Origin of the sequence: Nostoc sp. (assembly GCF_036919615.1) — a bacterium.
Taxonomy (GTDB): Bacteria; Cyanobacteriota; Cyanobacteriia; order Cyanobacteriales; family Nostocaceae; genus Nostoc.
Map to the genome: position 1 here is coordinate 37,474 of NZ_JBALCN010000024.1, position 14,727 is coordinate 52,200.

Below are 14,727 nucleotides of genomic sequence, written 5' to 3' on the forward strand. Positions count from 1 at the left end.
TTCGGAGGTTTCCTCCGAACAGAACTTTCCAAGACGAATTTTGAATTTTGGATTGAAGGAAAAATCTAAAATTCTAAAATCTGCCCATCATCAAAATCTCTGTGCGTCAAAATTTTTAAAGTTTCTCTGCGTCAGTCCTAATCTCGTTACTTTTGACCTCCTCAATACCTCTGCTTTTTAGGACTACGCTCATGACTAATAGTTCTCCTGAATCTAAGAATAAACCCTTGTCTCCCGAAGCTGAATTTTCCAATAAGGTGACTTTTCGGGATTACTTGATTGCCACTGAACAAAAATCGAATAAGCCCTTACCTTTTTGGCGCTTACTAGCGCCCTTGGCGGTGCAAACAGGGCTAATTATGGCAGTACCAGCCCAAGCAGTTTATACAGACGTGACAGGTAAGACGGTGATTTTGCAAACCGTACCTGTAGAGCCTAATAATGTGCTGGATGGTAACACTTTAGCGTTAGACTACAATATATCCCGTACCGCAAATTTGAGCAGACTGCCTGGTTGGCAAACATTAGTCAGCAAAGGTCGTGGAAGTGGCAGAAGATTGCCCGAAGGAACCAACGTCTACGTGATTTTGCAAGAGCAACTATCCTCTGGTAGCGGTGTTCCTAGAGCTTGGAGACCGTTACGAGTAACTAGCGATCGCCCCACAACTCTTAGAGCCAATCAGGTAGCCTTAAAAGGTGTTTATCAGGATGGCTCTGTTAACTACGGCTTGGAAACATATTACATAAAAGAAAACCAACGGCGGCAGATTACCAACGACCTGCAAGCCCAACGCGCCCGGAGAGGACAGCTACGACCCATTGTGGTGAAGGCGAAAGTAGATCCACAGGGTAAGGCAGTGCCAGTTAGTATGTGGGTGCGCGATCGCAACTATCGCTTTTAAGCTGTTAGGCAAATAAATATTGCATGTTATACGCAAGGTTTGTCTTTGGAGTTCTGAGCGTCGGCTGACGGCGCTCAGATTTTTATGTTTGTCATTTGTATTTACAAAGCGCAACCTTCCTCACTTGCATTGTTGTAATAACCCCAGAACTTTTTATTGGCGATCGCTACAAATTTATTAGTACTCAGCAACACACTTGCTCCTGGGCACTCACCAAATTTTAGATTTTAGATTTTAAATTTTGGATTGTTGGCGGAGCCTCTCGTAGAGAAGATTCAAAAACCAAAATTTAAACAGGTCTGAACGCGAATAGCGTCTGGTAGAGTTGCCCCCGAATTTATACTCGCTCCACGAGAAGCAAGCTACGTGGAATAAATTTAAAATTAATTGACAAGCTCCTGACTTAATTACTGGGATTAATCTAAAATCCAAAATCCAAAATCGTTCGACTGAGCGTAGCCGTTCGCGTAGCGTTCCGCAGGAAAGTCCAAAATCCAAAATTGTTTGACCACTACTAAGGCACAATCAGCACTGGGCAAGGGGAAAGGTTAATCACACGAGTAGTAACACTATCATCCGCTCCCTCTTCAGTCAAACCTAGCCCTCGACAACCCATGATAATTAAATCTGCCCCGATTTCATCGGCAACATCGCAGATCGTAAAAGCTGGTTTGCCTCGCCTTTCCAGGATTTCAGATTGAATTCCTTGCCCAGAAAATAAAGATTGGGCATTTTCCAGCAGTTTAGCAACTACCTCTGGCGACACCATCGGATCGTCTGCGCTAGGTGCATCTGGAGGCGGTTCTTCTACCACAGACAGTAGCACCAAGCGACTGCTGTACTTTTTAACTACGTTGGTAACAACGTCAGCAGCTTCCCGCGTTTCCCGGCTTTGATCGATAGGAAATAGTACTGTCTTAAATATATCTGTCACTTGGGTACCCCTGACTCCGGTAAAATCTTGATGGTTCTACTTTCAAAACAATAACAAAAAGGCAATCAGGAGAGTTTGGTGTGTCCAAAAAAAGTTTAGCAAGTTTATCTTCGGCTGATATATCTGGAAAACGTGCCTTAGTGCGGGTTGATTTTAATGTGCCTGTCGATGATCAAGGCAACATTACTGACGATACTCGCATTCGCGCCGCTCTACCAACCATCCAAGATTTGACGCAGAAGGGAGCTAAGGTCATTCTCGCCAGCCATTTTGGCCGTCCCAAGGGTGTGGATGACAAATTACGCCTAACTCCCGTTGCCAAGCGTCTCTCGGAGTTGCTGGGGCAAGAAGTGATTAAAACTGATGACTCCATTGGCGATGAAGTTGCAGCTAAAGTTGGCGCGTTACAAAATGGCCAAGTGCTGTTACTGGAAAATGTCCGTTTTTACCCAGAAGAAGAGAAAAACGAGCCAGAATTCGCGAAAAAATTGGCAGCTAATGCTGATTTTTATGTAAATGATGCTTTTGGTACTGCACACCGCGCCCATGCTTCTACTGAAGGTGTGACTAAATTTCTCAGTCCTTCTGTGGCTGGATATTTGGTTGAGAAGGAATTGGAATATCTGCAAAACGCGATTGAAAATCCCCAACGTCCTTTGGCAGCTATTATTGGCGGTTCCAAAGTTTCCAGCAAAATTGGTGTGATTGAAACACTGCTGGAGAAGTGCGACAAGCTGATCATTGGCGGTGGGATGATTTTCACGTTCTACAAAGCCCGTGGTTTGAATGTTGGTAAGTCGTTGGTAGAAGAAGACAAGCTAGAACTAGCAAAATCTTTGGAAGCTAAGGCTAAAGAACGGGGCGTTACCTTCTTGTTACCCACGGATATAGTATCAGCAGATAAGTTTGCTGCCGATGCTAATGCCACAACCGTCAGCATTGAGAACATCCCCAATGATGGTATGGGTTTGGATATTGGGCCAGATTCGGTGAAAGTTTTCCAAGAAGCCCTTGCAGATACCAAAACGGTGATTTGGAATGGGCCAATGGGTGTGTTTGAGTTTGATAAGTTTGCCGTAGGTACAGAAGCGATCGCTCATACCCTCGCCGAAATTAGCAAAACCGGCACAACCACCATTATTGGCGGCGGCGACTCAGTAGCGGCTGTAGAAAAAGTTGGTTTAGCCGACCAAATGAGCCACATCTCCACCGGCGGGGGCGCTAGCTTGGAGTTACTTGAAGGCAAGGTATTGCCTGGAATTGCAGCTTTAGATGATGCGTAAGAAAATTAGCTCTTAAGCTACTGAAAAAAATCTGGTAGTTTTTGACAATTGTGGTAAGGGTACGGTATACCGTACCCTTACTTATTAGCATTTTTGGCAACATACTACCAAAGTTGTAGAGGTGAAAGTGTAATGGCAAGAATTGAAAAAATTTCTGTCAAAAGCTATAGGGTTTTGCAAAATATTTTTATAGAATCCCAAGCATGCTTAGGTGATCTGTGGTCTGAGGGATATTTTAGAGAATTACCTTAGAGGATGTTTTAAAAGTCCTATTGTCGGTATCAAAACGTTCTAGATCCTCCTAAATCCCCCTTAAAAAGGGGGACTTTGATTCCGGTTCCCCCCTTTTTAAGCGGGGTTAGGGGGGATCTAGAAGTGCCTAAAGTCACAGCAAAACACTTTTCAAACAACCTCTTAGTAGTAGCAATTATGCATATAGAGTTTTTAGTAGAAGAACCTTCAATTGAAGTTGCCTTAAATTTTATTGTTTCTAAAATCACAGGTGATACTCATACGCTGAAAATTCATAACTTTAAAAATAAAGATAGACTTTTAAAAAGACTATCTGAGCGGATGAAAGCTTATGCTAACTTTGTGCCTGATGACTGGCGAATCGTGATTTTAGTAGATGAAGATAGATGTGATTGCCAAGAATTAAAGAGGAAGCTTTGTGATGCTAGTAGTGTTGTGACTAAACAAAAAGAAAATATAGTTCTCCATAGAATTGCTGTAGAAGAACTGAAGTCATTGTTTATAGGCGATGTAACAGCAATTAGGGCTGAATATGAAAAGATTCCTGTTTCTTTATCCCAGCAAGGCAAATTTCGGAATTCAGATACTATCAAAGGTGGTACATGGGAGCAACTAGATAAGATCCTAAAAAAATATGGCTATGAGACAGGTTTACAAAAAATCGACTTTGCTGAAAAAGTTTCTCCGCACATGCATGTAGAAAACAACCTCTCTAGAAGTTTTCAGATTTTTTGAGATGGACTAAGAAGCATCATAAAATAAAATTTATTAATCAGGTACTTGCTTGCATTAATTTACACAAACTTGGGAAAAACTGTGGAAACTAAATGGCTGGAATGGGCACAAAAGTTACAAGCGATCGCTCAAAATGGTCTAACCTATTCTGAAGGGCCTTTTGATATCGAACGCTATAAACAATTGCAAGCGATCGCCACAGAAATTATGGCGACTTACTCCAATGTAGAACACAGCTATGTCCTCGATTTATTTAGCCGTGAAGTAGGATATGCAACTCCCAAAGTTGATGTGCGGGCAGCAATTTTTCGTGATAATACTATATTGTTAGTCAAGGAAAGAGCTGATGGCTGTTGGACTTTACCTGGTGGATGGGCTGATGTTGGCGAGTCGCCCAGTGAAGTAGTTGTGAAAGAAGTATATGAAGAATCTGGATATCATGCACGCGCTATCAAATTACTAGCAGTCTATGACAGAAACAAACAGGGACATCCACCGTTTCCGTTTTATGTCTACAAGCTGTTTTTTCACTGTGAACTTATCGGTGGTTCTCCATCATCAAGTATTGAAACTGAAGAAGTAGGTTTTTTCCCTGAAGATGCGTTACCAGAACTTTCCATCGGACGTGTGACGGCAGCGCAAATTACACGACTTTTCCAACATTACCGCCAACCAGATTTACCGACAGACTTTGATTAAATGCCTCTAGATTACGAAAATTGGCAATACAGGATTCATGGTTTTATTCTGACTCCTGAGTTCTGAATTCTGACTCATGAAATAGTCTCTTATCAGGTAAAGGGGGACACGTTGTCGTGTTCCCCTAGCCAAAAGGAAAAATATCCTTGAATCTGCCCTGTGATGTCAGTACTTTTTTAAGTTGATAATGTTCTTATGCAAAACTGACTCCTAGCGTATAAGACAAATCAGCGCTAGAGCTGCTACCAGAGAAAGTTCCACCATCTTGAGGGAAGGAATTAAATTTACTCACTGAGATGGAGTACGTACCTGCACCCAGGAAACTGGTGATTAATGACGAATTGCCACCGCCACCATCGTCGTTAGATTGCAATAAAGTTCCACCACTGTTAAACAGTCCGAGAACTGTATCTCCCGATGTCACTGTCCTGATAGTGACAGTTCCTGGATTTGCTAAAGTAAATGTAAAAAAGTCAAAATCGGCCTTGCTCCCCGGTTGAACTGTCGTTAACTGGGCTGAAAGATTAACGTTTGAGCCTGATGATAAAGAACCCAACCTTTCAGCACTAGCTAGTGTGTTGTTTGTAGCTTGTCCAGCATTTTCTCGCTCATAGAAAAGGAAGTCATCACTATCAAGTCTGAGATTGGTTCTCCCCTGCACAACACCTATGAGCTCATCTTGCTCTCCTCCCGGTTTGTCTAACAATATTCGTGTGCTGCTTCCAACAGCTTGCAGGATGTAATTTTTTGGAGCTCCTTTGAGTTCAATTCGATCTTGGCTAGAGTCGAAGTTAATAATAGTAGCCAAGTCCCCAAAACCAGGATTCGTAGTGTTGTTATCGTCGTAGAAAACATTTACAGCGTTGCCCAAGACAAATCTATCTATCCCAGGCCCGCCAATCAAGTTATCAATTTCCCCTAATCCAGGTGGAAGCGGACTACCAGGCCAAACACCGATGAGGATATCGTTCCCAGATCCCGCATTGAGTACGTCATTGCCTGGCCCGCCTTGTAGACTATCATTCCCGCCCCCACCATTGAGGATATCATTGCCGAAATTACCGTCTAGTGTGTCATTTCCCGAAGTCCCATTTATCGTTTCAGAACCTGTAGTGCCGAAAATAAATACCATATTATCTCTCCTGAGTTTCTTACTAATACGTAAGTTCAGCCTCAGTCAAAGAACTATTCATCAGTTCAATCTAGATTACTTGCCATTTACGTAATCAAAGGGAAGAAAACATTAATTATTTGGTTAGGAACCTCTCAAGAAAAAAAGATTCCAACTAATGATTGTGGGCTGTCCCGAAAAGTCCGCCTTTGATTACAGGCGATCGAGACGCTTACTCTACAAAATTAGATAATCTATTTCCTGAAAATTCCTTAATTGATTACCCAAATGGTTAATAACGCGGTGTGCAACTTTCTCTCAAACCTAACCCCCAACCCCTTCTCTAAGTTCGCGGAGCGTGCCGTTCACATTGGCGTAGCCTCTTGTAGAGAAGACAAGGCAGGGAAAGGGAGTAAGACTTAAAGCCTCTCTCTCCAAAGGGGAGAGGAATAGAAGTGAGGTTTGAAGAAGTTGCACATCGCGTTAAGTAATTAGATCAAATATTTTGGTTCTTTTTCCAATTTTTTTTGAACCCACGTTGTAATTATTTAAATATCATGAAGTACAAAATTACGTCAACTTCTTTACCAAATCTTCAAAATGTTAATAAATGCGATTGATAATATATTAATATATATATATAACTTTTAATTAAAAATTATTTCCAACTATTGATTTGTTTGGTGAACGTTGCGAGATTTTTCAAATGAACGTGGTATGCTTGTTAAGTTAATTTTCCAAATAAATTTTTCTACCAAAAAATTATTTTTATTTTGAAGAAATGCATCGTCAAATGTATAAGTTTCATTGATATATTAATCCAGAAATTTTTGCGCTTAATAACACTTAGGCTTTACATAAATTTTATATAGTTATTTGGGATTGGAAAATTAGTGATCCCTGTCTTAAAAAGTGACGCTCGTTCCGACGCTGGATTACTCGCTATCTCCCTTTAGGAGCTAGCCATTAGTCACATCTTTCTTAACAATCTTGAAACCATTGTTTTATAAGGCTCACAAAGCTTGATTTTCTTGCAAGCTTGACAAATTAGCCCTTATTGTTCTCAATAAAAACTCACTTTTATTGAGAATAGACAACCTAGCTTTAAGGCTTCGGGATTTGGTGAGCGATTGCTCTGAAAAATGTTAAGAAAGATCCGGTAATGGATAGCTTTGGGAGAGGCTAACGCCAAGGGAGAAGAGCGCACTGGCTTCTCTGCGGACTCTGCGGTAGCCTGCGGCAAGCCGCTTCTCTACAAGACGCTACGCGAATGCGTCTACGATTTTCCGTTACCTGTGCGTAAGTCCTGAGTCTATCTGGACAAACGTTTGAGATTTTGCTCTTACCAGAGTAATAGAGGAGCGCTAATCGACGAGGGTCTTCCAGTCCTTTGTTAAATCAAAGTTCCAGAGCCTTCCCGCTCATAGAAAAGTAAAGTTGTCACTATTAAGTGTGAGACCCACTACCCCCTGCACAATACCTATGATCTCATCTTGCTCTGCTCCTGGTTTGTCTAAGAATATTCGTGTGTTGCTTCCAACAACTTGCAGGAGGTAGTCCTCTGGAGCTCCTTTGAGTTGAATTCGATCTTGGCTAGAGTCGAAGTCAATAATAGTAGCCAAGTCCCCAAAACCAGGACTCGTAGTGTTGTTATCGTCGTAGAAAACATTTATAGCGTCCCCCAGGACAAATGTATCTGCCCCAGCCCCGCCAATCAAGTTATCAGTTTCCCCTAATCCCGGTGGAAGTGGACTACCGGGGAAAACACCGATGAGGATGTCGTTTCCAGACCCCCCATTGAGTAAGTCATTGCCGGGCCCACCCTGTAGACTATCATTACCGTCGCCACCATTGAGGATATCATTGCCGAAATTACCATCTAGGGTGTCATTGCCTGCTCCGCTATTCAGAGTATTGTTATTACTATTACCAAAGAGGAAGTTGTTAAGACTGTTACCTGTCCCGTTGATGGCGCTAGTTCCCGTCAGCGTCAGGTTCTCCACATTAGCAACCAGTGTGTAGGTGATAGAAGATCGGACGATATCTGTACCTGAATTAGCGGCCTCCGTAATGGTGTCAATAGCACCGTCAATGATGTAAGTGTCGTTGCCTGCTCCTCCATTCAAACTGTCAGTACCCAAGCCGCCATTAAGTGTGTCATTGCCATTATTACCGGATAATCGGTTATTTTGGTTGTCGCCAACAATGATGTCATTTGCATTTGTGCCGATGACATTATCAAAGTTGACTGCGGTAAATGACAATGTTCCCAAACTAGGAATGTTATTGGCAGCCAAACTTTGGGTTTGCAGGTTAACGGTGATAAATACCCCAGGTGAAGATTGAGATGCATCTATGGTGTTGTTGGCAACATTAGCATTAGCAATAATCTTTTCTATTTTAAAGAGTTGGTCTTGCCCCAATCCCCCAGCTTTTTGAATGGTTCCGACACCTGACAAGGTAATGGTTTGACTTAGTTGACTGTAGTCTGCTGTATTAATGCCATCTCCGCCATTAATGCTGTCGTTACCCTGACTTCCTTTGAAGGTATCACTGCCTGCGCCACCTATTAGAGTGTCGTTTCCTGTGCCGCCATCAAGTATGTCATTGCCATCTCCACCGATTAGACTGTCGTTTGCCGTCCCACCGGCGAGGGAATCGTTACCAGCCAAACCATTCAAGGTATCGTTACCGGAGGTACTATTTGCATTACCACCACTAGCCCAACCAACTATCGTGTCATTTCCCGAAGTCCCATTTCTCGTGTCAGAACCTGTAGTGCCGAAAATAAATGCCATATTATCTCTCCTAAATTTCTCACTAATACGTAAGTTCAGCCTCAGTCAAAAAACTATTCATCAGTTCAATGTAGATGACTTGCTATTTGCATAATCTAAGGGAAGAAAACATTAATTATTTAGTTAGGAACTTCTCAAGAAAAAAAGATCCAATTACTGATTGTGGGCTGACCCGAAAAGCCCACCTTTGGTTAGGGATGAGCGAGACACCTACCTTACAAAATTAGATAATTGATTTCCTGAAAATCCCTTATATTGATTACCTAAATATTCATCAGGCAGCTATATTCCCACCCTTAAAAGAATGGAATTGAAACAATAATGCCTTGTATTTCATGGCACTTTCCACTCAATACAAATCTTTTTATACTAATGAGCAATGATCCACAACTAAAGTTTTCATGAATAGTTCTTTCCTTTTGCTCTCTGCTTTTCTTTGTAAAGAATTAGGTCAAATATTTTGGTTCTTTTTCCAAATTTTTTTAAACCGACTTGTAACTATTTAATTACCATGAAGTACAAGGTTACATCAACTTATTTACCAAATCTTAAAAATACCAATAAATATGATTTATAATACATTGATATATATATATCAGCTTTAATGAAATCTTGTTTAAAACTACTGATTTTTTTGGTGAACATTGTGATATTTTCCAAATGAACAGGGTATCGTTGTTAAGTTAAGTTTCAATATCAGATTTTTTGGTAGAATATATATTTTTCTCTTAAAGAAAATGATTTTTTATTAAAGGAATACATTGAAAACTGTATAAGCTTAATTAATATATTAATCCCGAAATTTTTGTGTTTAATAACACTTAGGCTTTACATAAATTTTATATAGGACTACTATTTGATTTCTGAACAGATACGTAGGGTGTGTTAGCGACAGCGTAACGCACCATTCTTAAGGGTTTGGTGCGTTACGGATTTCATCCTAACGCACCCTACAACACCTAACCTTGTTCAAAAATTAAACTGGATTCCTATCATAGTTATTTGGATTTGGAAAATTAGCGATGCCTGTCTTGAAAAGTGACGCTCCTGCGGACGCTCGATTACTCGCTAACGCTAACAGATGTCTGACGACAAGCCAAAGAAGCGTCTACCGCGGGAACCGCGCTTATAATATAACCTAGATCATCAACATCAGCAGCAGTTAGAGCAAATGTCGATGTATCATTCACCATCAATGTTTTCTAAGAGTACCAATGTAGAGACTGATGTACCAAAGAAAGTGCATCCCATTGTGTCTACTCACAAAGTCACTGGTAAAAAGGGATTATATCTAGGTTCTGACACTGCGATCGCAGTTGGTATGGAAGATAAACCAGAGCAAGCAAAACGTTTCTGGCAGGATTTGTTTGGGACTGTTCTAGCCTGCACACCAGTTTATTCTCATGTTTGGCAGCCAGGAGATATTCTTTTTTGGGACAACTCACAGGTAATGCACAGAGGTTTACCCTATGAAGCAACGAATTACAAGCGAATTGCGTTGCATTTAGGTGTAGTGAATCAGACATAATTTTTATCTCATGTAGAGATGCCCCAGACGCAGAGGATAACTTTCTACTGAGGCGTTGTCTCCTGCGCCGATGTCGGTGTCGGTGTAGGAGTGGCGGTTTCTATAGGAGTTGGTGTAGGTGTAGGTGTAGGAATTGGCGTGGACGTGGGAGTTGGTGTAGGCGTGGGTGTAGGCGTGGGCGTTGGTGTTGGCGATGGGAGAAGGGTAGGATTTTCTGCTGTAATGCTGAGTTGATAATCTACTGGTTTCGATGCTCTGGAAACCACGACAAACTCGTAAAATCCTTTTTCTGGTAATTTAGTTGATAAACTACGCTGGGTAGAATCTTCTAAAAATTGAATTTTACCAGAGGGTGAATAGACTGATAACAAAACTTGGGAATTTGCTTGTAGCTTCAAGTCCAGAGATTGCTCTTTGGCAAGTCCAGCAATGAATACTTTACCACCACCAGGTTGGAGAGTACCGTTGACTGTTTTGCTGATAGCGCCCGGTTCAAAGACAAGTTTCTCAAAAGCGCTACCGCCAAGGATAGCACTGAGTCTATCGCTAACAAAACCGTACCAAACTTGTCCAATCGGCTGATTTTGAAAATTTTTACCACGCTGCTCAGGGAATACACTTAAGAAAGCAGCATCTCCCAAATCAGACAAAGAACGACTACCAACGTTGATTTTGTTAACTTCCACTTTCTGGCGATCGCGTTCGGCAGTTGTATAAGTTCCCAGTTTTTGACGTGCTTTATTACTCAGTGGCGCTAGCTTTTCCAGCAATTCTGAGCCTGTTTTATCCCATTCTGCCCGCAAACCCTCATCATCAGGGCCATCGCTGAGAGTGCGTCCCCGTAAACTGGGATTTCTGTCCCAAAAAACTTCATTCACCAAGTTAATGTAAAACTTCTCATTTATACCCAACCGTTGACGGCGATCGCTTAATCTTTCTTTGCGTTGCCGTTCTGCTGGTGAATATTGCGCTAAGGGATCGGTTGGCTGATCGCTGGTTGGAATTGGGCTAGCTGTAGGATTAGGTTGGACTTCCCCGACATCGCGCCTGCTATTCACTCCCCACCAAAGTAATCCAACAGTACCAGCTACTACCGCCGCCACAAGGAAAGTTTTTGTTGGTGTCCACCAGCTTGTGGGTTGAGGAGATGAGGAGTATGAGGAGTATGAGGGGGATGGGGGAGGTGGAGAGATGGCGACAGTGGCGGATGTGGGTTCTGGTGGAGTGGGATATTGAGTTGGGGGATAGTTAGCTGGGGGTGGGTTTAAGGTTTGGAGTACTTGACGGGCTGATTGATAGCGATCGCTTGGTCTGGTAGATAGCATTTTATCTAATACCTGTGCCAAAAGCGGACTCAGGCTTACTTCCCGTCGCCACTGCCAGGTAAGATTGTAGGTATCAATTAATTCTTGGGGTTGTTTCCCTGTCAATAAAACCAGCATTGTTGCTGCTAAAGCATACAAGTCGCTGTGGGGAGACACTAACCCAGTTTGCATCTGTTCTGGGGGAGCAAATCCTACTTTACCCAATAGGGTTGGTGATGGGGAAGATGCAACTACGCCGGGTTGGTAATATTCAGAAGCAACGGTTGCTACGACTTGTTTGACACCGCCAAAATCAATTAATACTGGCAGTTGATCAACAGTGCGAAGCATTAAGTTATCTGGAGAAATATCTCGATGAATTACTCCTAGTGAGTGAATATACTCCAACACTGGCAAAATTGAAAGCAACAATTGGCGTACTTCCGCCTCTGTAAAGCGTAAACCCTGTTGTATCCGGGCATTTAACAACGAGTTGTAAGTTTCCCCTTCCACATAATCTTGCACCAAAAACAGATATTCTTTGCCCCCTAAGTTCATGCGAAGCAGTTCCCGGAAGCGGGGAATTTGGGGATGTTGCAGTTTATAGAGAACACTCGCTTCTCTCTCAAACAGTTCTTCAGCTTTTTGGACAACATAAGCGGTTTGAACTTGGGGGGAAAATTCCTTTAAAACACAAAGTTCGCGGAAACGGTTGACATCTTCAGCTAAATAAGTGCGTCCAAAGCCACCCTGGCCAATTTGACGCACAATCACATAGCGATCGCCTAAAGTTAGTCCCGGTTGGATACTATAACTCATGGGCGTATCCAACAATTTTTCACCACACTGGAGACAAAAGCGGCTACCTGGGGAATTTTCATGTCCATTAGAACAATAGATTGAATTCATTGGAAAGTAAGGAGTTAGGAGTTAGGAGTAGAGACGCGATTCATCGCGTCTGTACAAGAGTTAGGAGTACAGACGCGATTCATCGCGTCTGTACAAGAGTTAGGAGTTAAAATTTGAGAGTTAAAAGTTAATAGTCAACAGTGGGTAGGGAGTAGCGTTTTTCAATTGATTTCACTACACTACTTTTTACTCCCTGTCTTAAACCGTGGTCTATAAAGCAAGAAAATCGCTGTAATTCATAACTCATAATTTGTAACTCCTCACTCTTAACTCCTCACTCCTCACTTTATCTTTGTACTTTACTGACTTGATCAGCTGCGATCGCATACCAAATTTGACCAAAAGTCTGTTGATTCAGTTTTCCACGTTGTTGACCAGGAAACAACCGATCAAATTTTTCATTTGTGTCTTTGTTGAGTTGATCAATTGTATAGTTTCCAAACTGCCCTGATCGCGCTTGTCGTCTCCATGTTTCGTAATCTTGTGCAGTATATTTACCCAATTTATGACGAGATGCTGTACTGAGGTTAGCCTGTTCTAGTTTATTCAATAAATCGTCAGCGATACCAGACCATTCATCTCGTAAACCAGCATCTTCAGGTTTAGATGTCAAGCTACGTCTCTTCAATTCTGGTTTTTTTGTATAAAATAAATTATCTACAAAGGGAATAAAAAATCCTGCACTAATTTCTAGCTGTTGGCGACGACTAGTAATTTCCTGAAAATCATGATTTTTTCCTTTATCGCTGACTGGTTTATTACTCGGATTTGGGAAGTGGGGAATTTGCGGTAATGAAATTGATGGAATAGTGATTGAAGTTACACTCCGAATGACTGCATTTACCACCGCCAAAGTACCCGCACCAGTTAAGACAATTAAAGCTGTCCCGCCTAGACTCATCACAAAAGGGCGAATCCAAACAGGCCAAGATATCGGTTTAGTAATCGCTTGCGTTTTGCTCTGGAATCTACTCATAACAGCACTGGCACGTTGTCTTCCCGGAGCAACTACCATCGTCTTGATCTTGGTAGTAATATAATTCCCTGTGGGTTTAGTCGCAGTTGGCGATGGTAAATCTTTGAGGATTTGCTCGGCTCGTTGGTAGCGATCGCTCGGTTTATAAGCTAGCATCTTTTTTAACACCGCTTCCAGTTGGGGACTAACTTGAATTTCCTTTGCCCAACCCCAAATTCCCTGATAGCTGTCGTATAATTTTTGCGGTTCTTTCCCCGTGAGTAACACCAATGATGTTACCGCCAAAGAATATAAATCACTACTTAGAAATACTTTCCCCTGCCGTAGCTGTTCTTCTGGAGCGTAGCCCTTTTTACCCAGCAAAGTATTATTTCCAACCAACCTAGTCTGCCAAAAACCTTGAGAAGCTGGCAATTGCTTGACACCACCAAAATCAATCAGCACTGGCAGATGATCAGAACGCCGCCAAATCAGATTATCAGGAGTGATATCACGGTGAACCACATCTTGTGAGTGGATGTAGGATAACACAGGTAAAATCTGTTGCAGTAGGGTGATTACTTCCTCTTCACTAAAGGTCTTTCCTTGACTCTGACGCTGTTCTAATAATTGGTAGTAATTGTCACCATCCACATAATCTTGCACTAAAAAGAAAAAATCTTTAGTGCCTATTTTTACTTGTAATGAGGCGTGAAAACGCGGAATTTGTGGATGCTGGAGTTTTTTCAGAACATTCGCTTCTCGCTCAAATAACTCTTTAGCTTTTTGTAAATCCTGCTGTTCTTGTACTTGGGGTGCAAATTCCTTCAGCACACACGTTTGATGGGATTTATTTCTATCCTCTGCCAAATAGGTGCGTCCAAAGCCGCCCTGCCCTAGATGACGGATAATTTGATAGCGATTATCCACAACCTGTCCCACAGCAAGAGCTAATGGCTCACCACAATGGGTACAAAAGCGGTTACTACCATTATTTGTGTGTTGTTTACTGCAATAGAGCTGCATGGTGCTGAAGGATAAATTAAGGTTTTATTGAGTGACCACAAGGCGTCTACCCTCATTTTCGGATATTTTACGAAATGTTAGGAGTTAGGAGCTGGATATTCTTATATTAAATCTGTGTTGCTATAACGCTTCTGGGTTGATTCCAATGCAGAGCTAACAAGAACAGCCCCAACTTTTGTAGCGTTGGAGAGTAAAATTCAAAGTTTTTCTCCTTTTAAAAGAGAGGTCAGAGTGTATTGCATACAAATGAAAAGTGCTATCAAAATCACTGGGGTTTTGGGGGTATTAGAT

At 41.9% G+C, this 14,727-nt stretch carries 11 protein-coding genes; 5 read left to right on the forward strand and 6 right to left on the reverse strand.

Features of this window, described 5'->3' with window-relative positions; all coding sequences use genetic code 11:
* Positions 1 to 191 precede the first annotated feature (191 nt).
* The gene (locus V7K48_RS08580) at positions 192 to 902 is read left to right on the forward strand and encodes a GDYXXLXY domain-containing protein (RefSeq protein ID WP_335071428.1); all 711 of its coding nucleotides are present in this window, start codon (positions 192 to 194) and stop codon (positions 900 to 902) included.
* A 514-nt stretch (positions 903 to 1,416) separates the two neighbouring features.
* On the opposite strand, the gene V7K48_RS08585 is transcribed toward V7K48_RS08580, so the two are convergent.
* A complete protein-coding gene (locus tag V7K48_RS08585) occupies positions 1,417 to 1,827 on the reverse strand; it encodes a universal stress protein (protein WP_104910100.1) in 411 nt (136 codons plus the stop codon).
* An 89-nt stretch (positions 1,828 to 1,916) separates the two neighbouring features.
* Here V7K48_RS08585 and V7K48_RS08590 point away from each other — a divergent pair, with 89 nt between their 5' ends.
* From V7K48_RS08590 to V7K48_RS08600, 3 genes are all read left to right on the forward strand, one after another.
* Positions 1,917 to 3,119, forward strand: a complete 1,203-nt coding sequence (locus tag V7K48_RS08590; RefSeq protein ID WP_335071430.1) for a phosphoglycerate kinase — start codon at positions 1,917 to 1,919, stop codon at positions 3,117 to 3,119.
* A gap of 327 nt (positions 3,120 to 3,446) precedes the next feature.
* Entirely contained in the window at positions 3,447 to 4,106 is a 660-nt protein-coding gene (locus tag V7K48_RS08595; RefSeq protein WP_335071432.1) for a DUF4276 family protein, read from the forward strand.
* 81 nt (positions 4,107 to 4,187) lie between these two features.
* Complete coding sequence (locus V7K48_RS08600) at positions 4,188 to 4,805, forward strand: NUDIX hydrolase (protein ID WP_335071435.1); 618 nt, start codon at positions 4,188 to 4,190, stop codon at positions 4,803 to 4,805.
* A gap of 193 nt (positions 4,806 to 4,998) precedes the next feature.
* On the opposite strand, the gene V7K48_RS08605 is transcribed toward V7K48_RS08600, so the two are convergent.
* The 3 genes from V7K48_RS08605 to V7K48_RS08615 all read right to left on the reverse strand — a co-directional run bounded on the left by V7K48_RS08605 (position 4,999) and on the right by V7K48_RS08615 (position 9,907).
* Positions 4,999 to 5,937, reverse strand: a complete 939-nt coding sequence (locus tag V7K48_RS08605; protein WP_335071437.1) for a DVUA0089 family protein — start codon at positions 5,935 to 5,937, stop codon at positions 4,999 to 5,001.
* A gap of 1,400 nt (positions 5,938 to 7,337) precedes the next feature.
* Positions 7,338 to 8,714 carry a calcium-binding protein gene (locus tag V7K48_RS08610; RefSeq protein WP_335071439.1) on the reverse strand — a complete coding sequence of 459 codons (1,377 nt, stop codon included), beginning with the start codon at positions 8,712 to 8,714 and terminating at the stop codon, positions 7,338 to 7,340.
* A 1,061-nt stretch (positions 8,715 to 9,775) separates the two neighbouring features.
* Positions 9,776 to 9,907: a hypothetical protein gene (locus V7K48_RS08615; RefSeq protein ID WP_335071441.1), complete on the reverse strand. Its 132-nt coding sequence runs from the start codon at positions 9,905 to 9,907 to the stop codon at positions 9,776 to 9,778.
* 2 nt (positions 9,908 to 9,909) lie between these two features.
* On the opposite strand from V7K48_RS08615, the gene V7K48_RS08620 reads away from it, so the two are divergent.
* On the forward strand, positions 9,910 to 10,242 hold the full coding sequence (locus V7K48_RS08620) for a TauD/TfdA dioxygenase family protein (protein ID WP_335071444.1): 333 nt from the start codon (positions 9,910 to 9,912) through the stop codon (positions 10,240 to 10,242).
* A 44-nt stretch (positions 10,243 to 10,286) separates the two neighbouring features.
* On the opposite strand, the gene V7K48_RS08625 is transcribed toward V7K48_RS08620, so the two are convergent.
* Both V7K48_RS08625 and V7K48_RS08630 read right to left on the reverse strand, forming a co-directional pair.
* Positions 10,287 to 12,455, reverse strand: a complete 2,169-nt coding sequence (locus V7K48_RS08625) for a serine/threonine-protein kinase (RefSeq protein ID WP_335071447.1) — start codon at positions 12,453 to 12,455, stop codon at positions 10,287 to 10,289.
* 286 nt (positions 12,456 to 12,741) lie between these two features.
* On the reverse strand, positions 12,742 to 14,436 hold the full coding sequence (locus V7K48_RS08630) for a serine/threonine-protein kinase (protein ID WP_335071449.1): 1,695 nt from the start codon (positions 14,434 to 14,436) through the stop codon (positions 12,742 to 12,744).
* Positions 14,437 to 14,727: the final 291 nt, after the last annotated feature.

What these genes read in the sequence shown, in the direction of transcription:
- V7K48_RS08580 (WP_335071428.1), top strand. Translation starts at nt 192, where the DNA reads ATGACTAATAGTTCTCCTGAATCTAAGAATAAACCCTTGTCTCCCGAA.
- V7K48_RS08605 (WP_335071437.1), bottom strand. Translation starts at nt 5,937, where the DNA reads ATGGTATTTATTTTCGGCACTACAGGTTCTGAAACGATAAATGGGACT.
- V7K48_RS08610 (WP_335071439.1), bottom strand. Translation starts at nt 8,714, where the DNA reads ATGGCATTTATTTTCGGCACTACAGGTTCTGACACGAGAAATGGGACT.
- V7K48_RS08615 (WP_335071441.1), bottom strand. Translation starts at nt 9,907, where the DNA reads ATGGTGAATGATACATCGACATTTGCTCTAACTGCTGCTGATGTTGAT.
- V7K48_RS08620 (WP_335071444.1), top strand. Translation starts at nt 9,910, where the DNA reads ATGTTTTCTAAGAGTACCAATGTAGAGACTGATGTACCAAAGAAAGTG.
- V7K48_RS08625 (WP_335071447.1), bottom strand. Translation starts at nt 12,455, where the DNA reads ATGAATTCAATCTATTGTTCTAATGGACATGAAAATTCCCCAGGTAGC.
- V7K48_RS08630 (WP_335071449.1), bottom strand. Translation starts at nt 14,436, where the DNA reads ATGCAGCTCTATTGCAGTAAACAACACACAAATAATGGTAGTAACCGC.